Origin of the sequence: Streptomyces sp. Isolate_45, from assembly GCF_024721315.2 — a bacterium.
In the GTDB taxonomy this organism is placed as follows: domain Bacteria; phylum Actinomycetota; class Actinomycetes; order Streptomycetales; family Streptomycetaceae; genus Streptomyces.
In genome coordinates, this window is the sequence record NZ_JANFAK020000013.1 from 38,610 (window position 1) to 52,407 (window position 13,798).

The following is a 13,798-nucleotide window of genomic DNA, read 5'->3' on the forward strand; positions in this document are numbered from 1 at the left end:
GAATGATCCGGTCTTCCGTGGTCCTCGGGGCGTCGTCTCCCGCACTCGAACGGTCACCAACGGACTCGGGCACGCAGTCCTGTGAACCCATAGGCGCACAACAGGACCATCAACGACAACACCAGTGCGGTGCCGATGGGTTGGGCCATCAACCGCAGCGCGCCCAGGACGAGCCGGTCGGCCTCGGGTGGCCACTGCCCCCAGGACAGGTTCCGGAGCCGGGAGCCGAGTCCACTCACCGGGTACGCGGACGGCCCCTCCAGGACCTTGCGCACCAGCGGTACGACCATCACCGGTACGGCGAGCACCGCGGCGAGGCCCGCGGTGGCGGACCTGAACGCGCCGGAGGCGAGCACTCCCGCCCACGCGCAGCCGACGAGGAGCCCGGCCCAACTCGCGGCCGGGGAGATCCACTCCGCGGGCGGGCGCAGGGGCGCCGTGCCGAAGACGAGGCGAAGGGCCGCCGCGTCGGCGACGACCGCGAGGGCGCCGAGCAGCAGCGCGAGGGCGCCGCAGACCCCGAGTTTGGCGGTGAGCAGTCCCATGCGGCGAGGCACGGTGCCGCGGTCCGCGGCGAGCGCGGGGTAGCGGTATTCCTCGCCGAAGGCGAGGGCGCCGAGCAGTCCCGCGCCGAGCGCGGCGGGGGGCAGCGGGAACAACTCGGGCCAGGCGGCGAGGAGGCGGTTCTGCGGGGTGTGGCCCGCCCGGGCGAGCACGAGGGAGATGAGCGCGGAGGTGACGGCGACGAGGGCCGCCGTCAGCAGGGGCGCCGTGGTGCCGAAGATCCGACGCAGTTCGTAGCGCAGCGGACGCAGCGGCCCACCGACGCGGCGCACTCCGGAGGTGGCCCGTCCGGGGTCCGCGTAACGGGGGCGTGCGGCTCCCGGGCTCCCGGCCTCCCGGTGTCCGGCCCCGAGGCGCGTCGCTCCGGAACTCGGCGGTTCGGACCTCGGCGGTTCGAAACGCGGGGCGGCCGAACGTGCGGACTCCGGCGGCAGCGCATCCAGCCGCGCGGCTTCGGCACGCGGCAGTTCGTGACGTGCGGCATCTCGACGCGCCGCATCGGGGCGCGCGGCATCGGCGGCCACTCGGGAACTCGCCGTTACGGGGCGGTCGGCTGCGGAACGCATGGCGCCGGCAACGGTGACGTCAGGTGCCGGGCCGGCGTCGGCAGGGGCGCCGGCGACACCCTCCGGACGGCTGTCCGCGCCGGAACCGGGGCCGTTGTCGTGGCGCGGGCCCGCGTGGGACGCCGAGCGGGGAGCGGCCTGGCCGCCGGACCCCTCATCGGGCCGCGCGTCGGCCCGGGTCGCACCCATGGGCGCCTCGAAACCCGTTCCGGCGCGGATTCGGGCGCCGACTTCGAGGGGGACCTCGGAGCGGACAGCCGCACGTACCTCGGAGCATGTCTCCGAGCCGGGCTCGGAGCGGAGTTCCGAGCGGTGGTCGGAACGAAACTGGGCGCCGGCACGGGTGCGGGCCTGCGGGACGGGCGGGACCGGTGCCACGGCGTCACCCGGGCCCCCGATGCCGTCGCCCACGCCGCCGATGTCGCCGGTCTGACCCGTCTCGTCGGCGAGCTGGTGGACCAGGACGCCGTGCCGGAAGGCCGCCTCGCCGATCTCCGCGCAGTTGCTGCCGTACACCGACAGGCGGCTGCCGCTCTCCTCGACGATCTCCACAGCGCGTTGGGCCGCCCGCGCCTCGCGGGTCAGCACGTCGGCCAGCCTCGCCGCGTGCGGGGTGCGCACCGCGACGCGCGGCCGCAATCGGGTGCGGGCGAAGTCCACGGCATCCTGGTCGGCGACGAGCCGGCCCGACGCGATGGAGACGACCCGGTCTGCGTTGCCGGCCGCTTCCTTGGCGTCGTCGGTGGTGAACAGCACCGCGCCGCCGAGGGAGGCGTGGCCGCGCAGCAGCCCGTGCAGCCAGGCGCGTTCCTTCGCGGAGAGTCCGGCACCGGGCTCGTCGAGGAGGAGGGTGCAGGGATCGGCGAGCAGGGCGGCGGCCAGCCCGACCCTGCGGTCCATGCCGAGGGAGAGCGATCCGAGCCGCTCGTCGCGCAGGCCCCCGATGCCGACGACCTCCATCATCGTGTCGGCGCGGGAGGCGGGCACTCCGGCAGCGGCGCACAGCATGCGCAGCTGGTTGCGGACGGTCCGCGCCGGATGGCCGGGTACGTCGCCGAGGAGCACGCCGACCTCTCGACCGGGATGCGGGATCCGATGAAGGGGGCGCCCTCGGAAGTACGTGATGCCCCGACCGGGTTCGAGTTCGAGCATGAGCCGCAGGGCGGTGGTCCTGCCCGAGCCCGGATCGCCGAGCAGGGCGGTCACGCACCCGGGGCGGGCCTCGAAGCTGAGGCCGTCCACGAGGGGCGGGAGTTTCCGACGGGGTGTGCTGGTGAGTCCAATGGCCTGGAGCATCGCTTCTCTCGCGGGGGGTGAGACCGCTCTGCGGCAGTGTGAATACCGCAAGCAAGATAACGCGATATGTCCGATTTTCTGCGTAGCCGGTCCGCGGTGGGGCCGGTGTCGCAGCGGGTGGCTCAGACCTCGGGGCGCAGCATCGGGGGGTTGAGGAGGGTGGCCCCGCCGGCCCGGAACAGTTGGGCGGGCCGGCCGCCCTGACGGGTCGTCGTTCCCCCGGCGGGCACCAGGAACCCTGGGGTCCCGGTGACCTTGCGGTGGAAGTTGCGTGGGTCGAGGGCCACACCCCACACCGCCTCGTAAACCCGGCGCAGCTCGCCGACGGTGAACTCGGGCGGGCAGAAGGCCGTTGCGAGGGAGGAGTATTCGATCTTCGAGCGGGCTCGTTCCACGCCGTCGGCGAGGATCGTCGTGTGGTCGAAGGCGAGTCCGGCGGACGCCTCGGCGGGCGCCTCCAGGAGTTCGTCGACCGGTGCCCAGCGGGCGCTGTTTGCATCGCCTCCGGCACGGGGGGCGGGCAGGTCCGGGGCCAGGACCAGGTGGGCCACGCTGACCACCCGCATCCGGGGGTCCCGCCGGGGATCGCCGTAGGTGGCGAGTTGTTCGAGGTGCGCCCCGTTTCCCGCGTCGGGGGCCGTCGGATCGTGGGCGCACAGCCCGGTCTCCTCGGAGAGTTCCCGGGCCGCGGCACCCGCCAGGTCCTCGTCCCCTCTGACGAAGCCGCCGGGCAGTGCCCAGCGGCCCTGGAACGGCTGCTCCCCGCGCCGCACCACGAGCGCGCAGAGCGCGTGGCGCCGTACGGTGAGCACGACCAGGTCGACGGTGACGGCGAAGGGCGGATAGGCCGACGGGTCGTAGGGCGACATGCCGCGATCATAGTCGTCTGCCTGACGATAAACAGGGCTTTGGTGATCCTGGAGACCGTGATCTGAAACCCAGCCGCCACCTTGCCGATCACGTCGACCGGGTGGAACCGTCGCAGGGCCCTCGCCGCGGCTCCGACCCATCGGCGATCCGAGCCGGCGGGATCCGGTGCGGGCCACCGTGGGACGCAGCGCAGACGGGTGCCGGAGCGTCGATGGCGGTCGTAGCGGTGGCCGCGTCGGTGACCGCGCGCTCCGGGCACCGCCGAACCGGTGGAACCGGGCGGGCCCGATCTATCCACCCAGTTGGAGCACATCGGCGGCCTCCTCCACCATGCCCACGCCGAGCCTGCTGATCCGCACGGTGAACGGCTCTCCGGCGACGCGCAACCCCGAGAGGCGCAGGGCGCCGAGCGGGGCCCCTGCCGGCGGGGCCACCGCGACCGTCGCGGCCGGGGCGTCGGGTCGGATCCCGGCGAGGGCCGTCAGCGCGTGGATCCCGGCGGCGGCGGCCACCGCGGCGGGCCTGCAGGCGGCCGGATGGGGAAGCGGGGCGCTGCCGGCGGTCCGCTGCTCCGCGGCGTACATCTCCGGCAGGCGGTAGCCGAAGGTTTCCGCCGCGTCCAGAAGGCCGCGGAGCAGGCCGGCGGCTTCCTTCTCGAAGCCCGCCTGGACGAGGCCCGCGACGGCGACGGCCGTTTCGTGGGCCCTGACGGCGCCCGACCGGTGGCCGAAGGGGTTGTGGCCCGGCTCCCGGGTGGCCATGCTCCTCAGTCCCCAACCGGAATCCATCGCGGGCGCTCCGAGGAGGCGGGCCAGGTGTTCGGTACGTACGGGATCCAGCAGACCGGGGGCGAGTCTGCCGCCGCCCAGCAGCCCGGTGTCCAGCAGGTGAGCGACTGCGCCGGTGAGCCGGGGCAGGGGCCGTCCGTCGGGATGCAGGGCCGCGGCGGGGCGGCCCCCGTCCGGTCCGTCGACCCAGAATCCCGCCCGGAATCTCGTCCTCAGCTCGGCTGCCCGTTCCCGCCATTCCGCGGCACCGGGCCGACCGCAGGCGTCGAGCAGGTCGGCGCCGAGCAGCGCGGCCCGGTGTGCGTGGGACTGGGTTTCGACGCGTCGGGGCCCCGGTTCGGGGTCGGCCAGGAAGCCGTCCTTCCCGAAGGCTCCGCGCAGCCAGTCCAGGCAGCGTTCCGCGGCGGGGAGCAGGCGGGCCACTTCCTCCTCGGGGAGCCCCCATCGGCGTGCCTCGGCCAGGAGCGAGGGGAACCCGAGGGTGGCCTCCGTACCGGTGCATCCCGGCGGCAGTTGCGGTCCGGCGGCGCGCAGTGGTCCGGGGATCTTCCCCGCGTCGGGGCCACCGCCCGCGGTTTGGCTCCGGGCGAGCGTCCGCAGTGTGGCGGCGGCCAGTCCGGTGCCGAGCGGCAGCGCCATCCGCGCGGCCCAGAGTGACTCCGCCGGGGCGAGTCCGAGCCTCCACGGCACTCCTGCCGCCGCGAAGGCGTCGCCGGGTGACCCGGGGGCTCTGAGGAGCAGTGCGCCGAGGTCGTCGAGGCTGGTCCGGAACCAGGCGTCGGCCCTCGGGTCGTCACCTTCGGCGCGGGCTGCGGAGAGCGGGTTCGCGACCTGTCCCGCGGGCGCCCTACCGGTGCGGTCGTGCGTGGTCCGCAGCCCGATGGCACGGGACTGTCCCGGCGCCAGTTCCAGTTGCCAGCGCAGGAGTCCGGCGGAGGCGAGGGCGTCGTCGGGGGCGGGTTCGGCGGTGGTGACGGCCTGGGCCTCGCCGGCGCTCCAGCGCAGTCCGGCGGCGTGGACGGCCGCGGGCAGTTCGGGGCCCGGTCCACCCGCGGCCACCGTGGCCAGTTCGGCCAGGTCGGTGCCGAGGAAGAGCTCCACGGTGAGTCGCATCGGGCGGGAGGCGAAGCTGCGCAGGGTGATCCGCTCCGTGCCGTCGGCGTGCCGGACGCGCTCCACGCCGACATCGGGGTCGGGCCCGGCCTCGAAGCCGGTGCGGACGGTGGCGGTGAAGGCGGCCCGATCCGCGCCGATGCTGCGTCCTTGGACGGCTACCGGGTCGCGGCCTGCGACGCGGAGCACGCAGCGGGACAGCAACCGGCGCCCGGCGCGGTAGATCCCGTCGATGCCCCGCCCGGTGAGCTGGCCGTGCTCCGGGGAGATGGCCAGGCACGGTGCGGACACGCAGATGACGGCTGCGTGCACGGGGGGCAGATCGGCTCGGCGTGCGGCGGGTACCCCAGGTCCTGGTGCCGACCGGCCGGGACCGCGCCCCGGCTCCTCCACGGCGCCGGGGCGCCCGCCGGTGCCGCCCGGGTCGTCCCCGGCTCCCGTCGTGCCCGGGGGTGCGTCCCCTCCCCCGGCCTGCCGGCGGGGTTCCGGCGAGGCTGTGCCGTGTTCCCCGGGGCGGGGAGGTGACGCCGGGTCGCCGGGCAGCCCCCCTTCCGGGCCCGCACCGAGACGGGTCGGGGTTCCGGGGGGCCGGTGGGTCGGAGCTCCCGGGGGGTGGGCCTGCGGGGAAGTGGACGGCCCGATGGGGTCGGTCAGGGGTACGGGGGGAGCCATGTGCCGCCTTGTCTGCGCTCCGGCCGGTTCGGCTGGGCGGCAGCGCGGCCGGGCCCCCACCGCCCTCCAGGGGAACGCCCCGGCCCCCGCCCGGGTCACGGGCCCCGGTGGTGACTGGCCCCGGAGCGCGGGGCGTGTCGGGCGTAAGGGTGACCGACCCAGGACGGCGGGGCGTCCTGGGCGTAAGGCGGAGCCCACCGCGTCCCGGAGACGTCGGGCGCGGCTGTGGGCGTACGGTCCGCGTCGGGGGCTCACTGTCCGCTCCCCTCGGTGCGACGGGACTCGGAGCTGCGGGACCCGGGGTGCCGGGACTCCGTACGGCGGCCGGTCCGCCTACCGGGCGGGCGGGTCGTGGTCGCGGCCCGCTTCCGGCGCGGTTCGCGTCGGCTGCGCTCCTCCCTCAGGCACTGCCGCAACCCCTCCGGGTCGATGCCCTCGTTGCAGGCGTGATGGAGCAGCTGCGCGAAGCGGTACTCGGAGTCGGCCCGCAGTGCCAGCCCGAGCACGATCCGTGCGGTCGGCTCGTCCCCGCTGGACCAGGAGACCCAGCCCGCCAGGGTGAGCGGGGCCGCCGCGTGTTCTCCGTACGCCCCGACACATCGGCGTGCCAGGGCCCGCCACAGCCTGAGGGCGGGGGCGGCCTCGTCGTCCTCCATCCACTCGGCTGCGATGTCGCGGATCTCGCGGTCCTGGAGGCCGAGGATCACGGCCGCGGCCTCGTCGTGGCCGAGCAGGGCGTCATCGCGGTCGTCGGCGCGGGCTCCCGCCTCGGCGGGCGGGGCGAGCGCCAGGCGCCGCATCAAGGTCCTGGCCACGGACAGGGTCTCGGCGCCGACCTCCTCGCGGGTCGCACCGTCGAGGATCTTCGGCACGAGTGCGACGGCCGCACGATCCAGTGCGGCCTCCTGGCCGGCGGCGGGCACCCCTCGCAGGGGAGCGAGTCGGTCCTCGATCTCCTGCAGGGAGCCCCGTACCCGGAGCCCGGCGTAGGTCGCGGCCGCCGCCATCACGGAAGTGCCGGGCGGGTCCAGGGGCTTGCCGTCCGCCGGGCAGCAGTCGGCGTCGTGACAGGTGTAGGACCAGTAGCGGCCGCCCGAGAGGCACAGGGCTTCCAGCACGGGCACGTCGAGCGCCCCGCAGGCGATTCGCAGTCGCTGGGCGAAGGGCCGGAGCCGAGCCATGACCCGACGGCCGCCCTCCCCCTCGCACGGGTCCTGGCAGAGGAACACCACGATGCCGTCGGGCTTGGATCCGCGCCGTTCGCTGCCGCGGATCAGGCACTCGGCGACCTGCCGGGCCGTCTCTTCCCATTCCCCGGGCGCCGGGGGAATGCCGACGCGGAGCCTGCCGCCGAAGCGGCCTCCCTCGCCGTGCACGGTGACCATGACGAGGGAGTCCGTCGGGTGGAAGCCGAGCATGTAGGGCAGCGCGTCGGCCAGTTCGGCCGGGCTGCGCAAGGTGATCGGGGGGGTGGTCGGTGCTCCGGACGGACTCGGGGAAGGACCGCCGGACTGGCTGGGTGATTCGTGGTTCGTCGTCATGTGTCGACGGTCCCGTGCCCGGCCCGATCCCGAAACCCCTGTGGATAACTCATCCAACTTTCAATATCCACAGGTTGATCGCGGTCCGGGCACGATGTCGGCGTCATCGGGTTCCATGGGCTCATGAACACAGAACGAATCTCTTCGACAACCTCCCGGACCGGGCTCAAAGTCATCCGCGGTCGGGGGCCTTGCCCAGCGCCGTCACCACGAGGGCGCCCGCCCCGAGCACGCCACCCAACCACATCACGGCGTTGACCCCGGCACCGTCCGCCGCCAGCCCTCCGACCAACGCGCCCAGTGCGATGGCCCCGTTGAACACGCCGACGAACAGGGAGGACGCGGCCTCCCGCGCCCCGGGGGCGGAGGCCAGTAGCCAGGTCTGAGCACTGACCGACACGCCGCCGTAGGACAGACCCCACACCGCGAGCAGTACGCCGGCGGTCAGGACGGACCCGCCGAACACCGGAATGAGCGCGATCGTGGCCGCCAGTACGGCGCTGATCACCAGCAGGGTGGAGCGGGGGGGACCGGCCGGCGCCCGCTCCGGCAGCGAAGTTGCCAGCCACGCCGGCGATCCCGTACACCAGCAGCAGTGTGCCGATCATCCCGGCGCTCGCCCCTGAAATCTCCTCCAGGACCGGGCGCGCGTACGTGTAGGCCGCGAAGTGGCCGGTGACCAGCAGGGCCACCGCACCCAGTCCGGTCCGCACCCGCGGGTCGGCGAACAGTCGGATGACACCTCCGAGCCGGGCCTCCTGCTCGGCGGGCAGCCGTGGCAGCGACACCGCCAGGGCAAGGAGCACCATCAGGGCGAGTACGCCGGTGGCGGCGAACGCCGCTCGCCAGTGGACGAGTTCACCGACGTACGTGCCGGCCGGGACGCCGAGCACCGAGGCCACCGCGATGCCGCTGAAGATGAGGGAGGTCGCGGAGCCGATCGATCTCGGCGGCACCAGCCGTACCGCCAAGCCCGCCGCGATCGCCCACACACCGCCCATTCCGATGCCGACCAGCACGCGGGCGACGACCATCACAGCGAAGTTCGGCGTCCATGCGGCGAGCAGGTTTCCCACTGCCAGGACGGCCATCAGCGCGCACAGCACCGTCCGCCGGTCGAACCGCCCCAGCAGAGGGGTCAGGAGCGGCGCGGACACCGCGCCCACGAGTCCGGTGATGGTGAGCGTCAGCCCCGCGGTGCCCTCGGACACCTCCAGGGCCTCCCCGACGGGCGTGAGCAGGCCCACGGGCAGCATCTCCGACGTCACCACCGTGAACGTCGCGGCCGTGACCGCCGCGACGCCCGGCCGGCCGCGGGTCGCGGCCCGTTCAGGCACCCCACCGGTGCCTACGATTTCCTCGATCTGTGCCATGGCAATCAGCCAACCCGCCCCGACCTGCGGGAACAACGGTCGATCTCTCATCCTTCGATGAGCAGGGCTACTCGATCCGGCTACGCCGCCACGCGCAGGCGCCTGCGCGCGTGGCGGACGGCGTTGCGCGGCGGACGCCTGCGCGTCGGAGCCCGCGATGTCGGAGGGACCACCATGGAGGGGACAGCATGAGCGGTGTCGAGATACGCGAGTTGGAGGCGTTCCTCGCCCTCGCCGAGGAGTTGCACTTCGGCCGGGCGGGCGAGCGGCTGTACGTGTCCCAGAGCCGGGTCAGCCAGCTCCTGCGGTCGCTGGAGGGTCGCATCGGTGCCCCGCTCGTCGAACGCACCAGCCGCCGGGTGGGGTTGACCCCGCTGGGCGAGAGCTTCCTCTCCGACCTGCGTCCCGCGTACGACGCCCTGCGCGCCGGCATCGACCGGGCCCGGACCATCGCGCGCGGCGCGGGCGGGGTGCTGCGCATCGGGTTCCAGGGCTCCGTCGACGACCACCTGGGCCGGGCCATGTCTCTCTTCGGCGACCGGTACCCGGACCGCGCCATCGACATCGTCGAGATCCCGCTCTCCGACCCCTTCGGGCCGCTGCGCCGGCAGGAGGTGGACTGTGCGGTCGTCCTGCTGCCGGTGACCGAGGAGGACCTCGCCCTCGGTCCGGTCTTCTCCCGGCAGCCGCAGACCCTCGCCGTGTCCGTCCGGCACCCGTTCGCCGCCCGGGCGTCACTGGACGCCGAGGAACTCGCGGACTGCCGGCTCATCGGCATCGGCGGCGGCGCCCCCGACTACTGGCGGCGCGCCCAGGCCCCCGGGCGGACACCGGGCGGCCTCACCGTCCCGGCCGGTCCCCGCGTGAACACGCTCCAGGAGGGACTGAGCCTGGCGGCGGCCGACCGGGGCGCCATGTTGCTGTGTCGGGCAACGGCCGATCACCAGGGGCGCCGCGAATCCCTCGCGTTCGTCCCGGTGCGGGGTCTGCCCGCCTCGGAGCTGGGCCTCGTCCGTCGCCGTGTGCGACCCTCCGCGCAGGCGCGGGCCTTCGCCCTGGCGCTCGCCGAGGTGGCGGGTGCGTCAACCTGAGGCGGGAGCTCCGCCCGGTATCGGGCCGAACTCCCGCCCCTCGCCTCAGCCCGACGTGGCGAGCACCAGCGGCAGGACCTGTTCGGCGCCGGCCTGCCGGAGCAGGCGGGCGGCGACGGCGAGGGTCCAGCCGGATTCGGTGGAGTCGTCGATGAGCAGGACGGGCCCGGGAGCGGCCGCGAGGGCGGCCGCAAGCTCGTCGGGGACGGCGAAGGCCCCGGACAACGCCCGCAGGCGCTGGGCGGAGTTGCTGCGGCGCGCGGCGTGCGCGCCGTCCGGCCCGGTGTACGTCAGGCTGCCCAGGAACGGGAGGCGGCCGACGGTCGCGACGCCCCGGGCGAGGGAGCCGACCAACTGCGGGCGGGTCATCGACGGCACGGCGACGACTCCCACGGGCCGGGCCGTGGCGTCCGGGACGTTCGGCGCCCAGCCGCCCGCGGAGCGCGCCCAGTCGGCGATGACGGCCACCGCGGCCTGCAGGACGTCGTCGGGCACCGGGGTGTCGGGTGCGGTGTCCGCGAGGAGCGGACGCAGCCGGTTGCCCCAGCCGATGTCCGAGAGCCGCCCCAGGGCCCGCCCCGTCGAGCACTGCTCCTTCGCCGGGATGCGGCCCTTGAGGTTGACTCCCAGCGCCGGCATGCCCGTCGGCCACATCCGGCGCGGCTCGACCTCCACGCCCGGCCGGTCCAGTTCCCTGGCGGCGCCCGTCAGGGTCTCCGCCGACACGGAGGCATCGGCCCAGACACCCGCGCAGTTGTCGCAGCGGCCGCACGGGACGGCGCCCTCGTCGTCCAGTTGCCGGCGCAGGAACTCCATCCGGCACCCGGTCGCGCTCACGTAGTCCCGCATGGCCTGCTGCTCGGCGGCCCGCTGGCGGGCGACCCAGGCGTACCTCTCGGAGTCGTACGTCCACGGCAGGCCGGTGGAGGACCAGCCGCCCTTCACCCGCTTGACGGCCCCGTCCACGTCCAGGACCTTGAGCATGGTCTCCAGCCGGGTGCGGCGGAGGTCCACCGCGGCCTCCAGGGCCGGTACGGACAGTGGCCGTCCCGCTTCGGCGAGGGCCGTCAGGGTCTGCCTGACCTGCGCCTCGGGCGGAAAGGCCGTGTCGGCGAAGTAACGCCAGATGGCCTCGTCCTCCTTGCCCGGCAGGAGCAGCACATCGGCGTGTTCGACACCGCGGCCGGCGCGGCCGACCTGCTGGTAGTAGGCGATCGGCGAGGAGGGCGAGCCGAGGTGGATCACGAAGCCCAGGTCGGGTTTGTCGAAGCCCATGCCCAATGCCGAGGTCGCGACGAGCGCCTTGACCCGGTTCTCCTGGAGGTCGGTTTCCGCCTGGAGCCGGTCGGCGTTCTCCGTGCGCCCCGTGTAGGAGGACACGTCGAAGCCGCGCTGTCGCAGGAAGGCGGTGGCCTCCTCGGCGGCGGCGACGGTGAGGGTGTAGATGATCCCGGAGCCCTGCAGTTCATCGAGGTGCTCGGCGAGCCAGCCCAGCCGGTGCGCCGCGTCCGGCAGCCGGACCACGCCCAGCCGCAGGCTCTCCCGCTCCAGCGTGCCGCGCAGCACCAGCGCCTCGCCGGCGCCGGTGCCCAGTTGCTCGGCCACGTCCGCGGTGACCCGAGCGTTCGCGGTCGCGGTGGTGGCCAGCACCGGTACGCCGGGGGCGAGCTCGGCGAGCATCGCGCGCAGCCGACGGTAGTCGGGGCGGAAGTCGTGTCCCCAGTCGGAGATGCAGTGCGCCTCGTCGACGACCAGGAGGCCGGTCGTGGCCGCGAGCTTGGGCAGCACCTGTTCGCGGAAGTCGACGGAGTTGAGGCGCTCCGGGCTGACGAGGAGGACGTCGGTCTCGCCGCGCTCGACCTCGCCGTAGATGGTGTCCCACTCCTCCGGGTTGGCGGAGTTGATCGTGCGGGCCTGGATGCCGGCCCGGGCGGCCGCCTCGACCTGGTTGCGCATCAGGGCCAGCAGGGGCGAGATGATCACCGTGGGGCCGGAGCCGCGTCGGCGCAGCAGGGCGGTGGCGACGAAGTACACCGCCGACTTTCCCCAGCCGGTGCGCTGCACCACCAGGGCCCGCCGTCGTTCCTCCACCAGGGCCGCGACCGCCTGCCACTGGTCCTCCCGCAGCCGCGCCGACCCGCCCGGGGCGCCGACGAGCTCGGCGAGGATGGCATCGGCTTCGGTACGGAGCTCCAGGTTGGTCATGCCCCCATGCAACCCGATGGCACGGACAATGGGCCAACTCACCCAACGTGACGCGCCGCCCACACCCGGCCGCCGACCGCTCCGCCGGGCCCGGGACGGCGAGGTGTTTGCGCTGGTGCCCGCGCTCGGGACGCGGCGGATGCGTCATCCCCGATGCGATGGGGCAAGGATATGAGCGGCATACCGGCGAATTCCGGTCTGCGGCCTCAAATGCTCATTGCCCCACCCTCGCGGGCCACGCGAGAATCGGAGTGCTCCCGTTCGGCTCGTCGGCACTCTCCTGGGCCGGGCCGCGGCGCGCCCACATCCCAGCCGTGCCCGTTCGCGGGCGTGTACCCGAAGGGAGGACCGTGACCTTCGGATTCGCATCGCCCTCGCCCACGTCCCCGATAACGGCCACCGGCGGCGCCAGCCGGCACGGCAGACTGCTCGAACCCTCGGAATGGACGGCGGCGGGCATCCCCCTGCTGCGCAATCCGCGCGAGGTCGTGAGCGGCCTGCACTCCCGACACGGCCCCGTGCCCGCCACCGCGGTGATCGCCGTCCTCGGCCCCGAGGAGCGCCTCGTCGCGAGCGCCTCCTTCGTCCAGCGCTCGGTTTCGGCGGACGGCTGGGAGTACCGCAACGCCCTGTTGTCCCGGCTGCGTCGGATCCTCCCGCACGACCTGCGGCGACGCACCCCGGTCCGTACGGCGGTGCTGCTGTACTGCCGTGACGGCGACGAGCGGTGGACCGAGGAGGACGGGGCCTGGATGTGGGGCCTGCGGGACGCCTGCACCCTGCACGGGCTGCGGTGCGGCGCCTACATCACGCTGACCCGGGGCGGCTGGCAGGTGCTCGGGGAGGGGCGGGGTGGCCGCCATCCCGGCTCGGAGTCCCGGCCGGAGCGCCTCGGCGGCACGACGGGGGAGGTCACATCGCTGACACTGCGGACCGGCGGCGGGGCGACCGAGGCCCTGCGGCGGACCGCGGCCCGCTGAAGGCCGGGCGGGGCCGACGTCCGGCCCGCCCCGCCCCCGGCCCGAGCGGGGTACGAGGCGTCAGACGCCCGCACCCAGCACGGAGTTGATCTGCTGCGTTTCGCCGCACACGATCAGCAGCGTGCCGGCGCGCGCGAGCGCGACCGGCAGCGCGGCGGTGATGGTGTCGACCGGTCCGCCGTTGGCCGCGAAGACCACGACGGGGCGGCCGGCGGCGCGCTGCGCCTGCGCCGCGTCCGCGTAGAAGACGTCGTCCCCGGCCTCGTGCTGGGCCCAGTACGAGGCCTCGCCGAAGGACAGCTCGTGAGCGGCCCACGGGTGCGGGTCGCCGGTGGTGAGCACCAGGATGTCGCCGGGCGCGCGCCCGGTGTCGAGCAGCAGGTCGACGGCCTCGTCGGCCGCGTCCAGCGCACCCTCGGCGGACGCCGGGATCAGCTGGACCTGCGGCACCGCCGCGGAGACGGACGGGGTGGTGGGGGCTGCGGAAACAGGTCCGGGGGCGGCCTGCGCCGCGCGCTGCGCGGGCGGGGCGGGTCGGGCGGGACCGGGGCGTCCGGGCCGGGGTACGGCGGCAGGACGCGGACCAGGTACGGGGCGGGGGGTCTGCGCGGTACGGCCGGCGGCCGGCGTGACGCGGGGACCCTGGGCACTCTCGTGAATCTGAGGCTCCTCGATGGCGGGGGTGAGAGGCATGAGTTGATATCTATCAAACACCGGTACGAAACGTACCGGTGGGTGG

8 protein-coding genes and 1 pseudogene are annotated in these 13,798 nt (G+C 74.5%); 2 read left to right on the plus strand and 7 right to left on the minus strand.

The features are described from left to right. Positions 1-53 precede the first annotated feature (53 nt). The 5 genes and pseudogenes from NOD94_RS07015 to NOD94_RS07035 form a co-directional block, all read right to left on the minus strand. On the minus strand, positions 54-2,426 hold the full coding sequence (locus NOD94_RS07015) for an ATP-binding cassette domain-containing protein (RefSeq protein ID WP_281204851.1): 2,373 nt from the start codon (positions 2,424-2,426) through the stop codon (positions 54-56). Positions 2,427-2,548: 122 nt separating this feature from the next. Continuing rightward, positions 2,549-3,295, minus strand: coding sequence for an NUDIX domain-containing protein (locus tag NOD94_RS07020; RefSeq protein ID WP_281204852.1), 747 nt, complete (start codon positions 3,293-3,295; stop codon positions 2,549-2,551). Between the two features lie 291 nt (positions 3,296-3,586). Continuing rightward, entirely contained in the window at positions 3,587-5,518 is a 1,932-nt protein-coding gene (locus tag NOD94_RS07025) for a glycogen debranching N-terminal domain-containing protein (RefSeq protein WP_281204893.1), read from the minus strand. Positions 5,519-6,120: 602 nt separating this feature from the next. After that, complete coding sequence (locus NOD94_RS07030; protein ID WP_281204853.1) at positions 6,121-7,410, minus strand: DUF4192 domain-containing protein; 1,290 nt, start codon at positions 7,408-7,410, stop codon at positions 6,121-6,123. A gap of 172 nt (positions 7,411-7,582) precedes the next feature. After that, positions 7,583-8,783, minus strand: a pseudogene (locus NOD94_RS07035) (MFS transporter). Positions 8,784-8,971: 188 nt separating this feature from the next. Here NOD94_RS07035 and NOD94_RS07040 point away from each other — a divergent pair. Next, positions 8,972-9,874, plus strand: coding sequence for a LysR family transcriptional regulator (locus NOD94_RS07040; RefSeq protein WP_281204854.1), 903 nt, complete (start codon positions 8,972-8,974; stop codon positions 9,872-9,874). Positions 9,875-9,919: 45 nt separating this feature from the next. On the opposite strand, the gene NOD94_RS07045 is transcribed toward NOD94_RS07040, so the two are convergent. After that, on the minus strand, positions 9,920-12,079 hold the full coding sequence (locus NOD94_RS07045; RefSeq protein WP_281204855.1) for a RecQ family ATP-dependent DNA helicase: 2,160 nt from the start codon (positions 12,077-12,079) through the stop codon (positions 9,920-9,922). Positions 12,080-12,429: 350 nt separating this feature from the next. Between NOD94_RS07045 and NOD94_RS07050 the strand changes: the two genes are divergently transcribed. After that, on the plus strand, positions 12,430-13,059 hold the full coding sequence (locus NOD94_RS07050; RefSeq protein WP_281204856.1) for a hypothetical protein: 630 nt from the start codon (positions 12,430-12,432) through the stop codon (positions 13,057-13,059). Positions 13,060-13,119: 60 nt separating this feature from the next. Here the strand turns inward: NOD94_RS07050 and NOD94_RS07055 are convergent, their stop codons facing one another. Further along, positions 13,120-13,752 (minus strand): hypothetical protein, encoded by a 633-nt coding sequence (locus NOD94_RS07055; protein WP_281204857.1) that lies wholly within the window; start codon positions 13,750-13,752, stop codon positions 13,120-13,122. Positions 13,753-13,798 lie beyond the last annotated feature (46 nt).

Excerpts from the sequence above, each read along its gene's own strand:
- NOD94_RS07015 (WP_281204851.1), bottom strand. The coding sequence starts at position 2,426 with ATGCTCCAGGCCATTGGACTCACCAGCACACCCCGTCGGAAACTCCCG.
- NOD94_RS07020 (WP_281204852.1), bottom strand. The coding sequence starts at position 3,295 with ATGTCGCCCTACGACCCGTCGGCCTATCCGCCCTTCGCCGTCACCGTC.
- NOD94_RS07030 (WP_281204853.1), bottom strand. The coding sequence starts at position 7,410 with ATGACGACGAACCACGAATCACCCAGCCAGTCCGGCGGTCCTTCCCCG.
- NOD94_RS07040 (WP_281204854.1), top strand. The coding sequence starts at position 8,972 with ATGAGCGGTGTCGAGATACGCGAGTTGGAGGCGTTCCTCGCCCTCGCC.
- NOD94_RS07045 (WP_281204855.1), bottom strand. The coding sequence starts at position 12,079 with ATGACCAACCTGGAGCTCCGTACCGAAGCCGATGCCATCCTCGCCGAG.
- NOD94_RS07055 (WP_281204857.1), bottom strand. The coding sequence starts at position 13,752 with ATGCCTCTCACCCCCGCCATCGAGGAGCCTCAGATTCACGAGAGTGCC.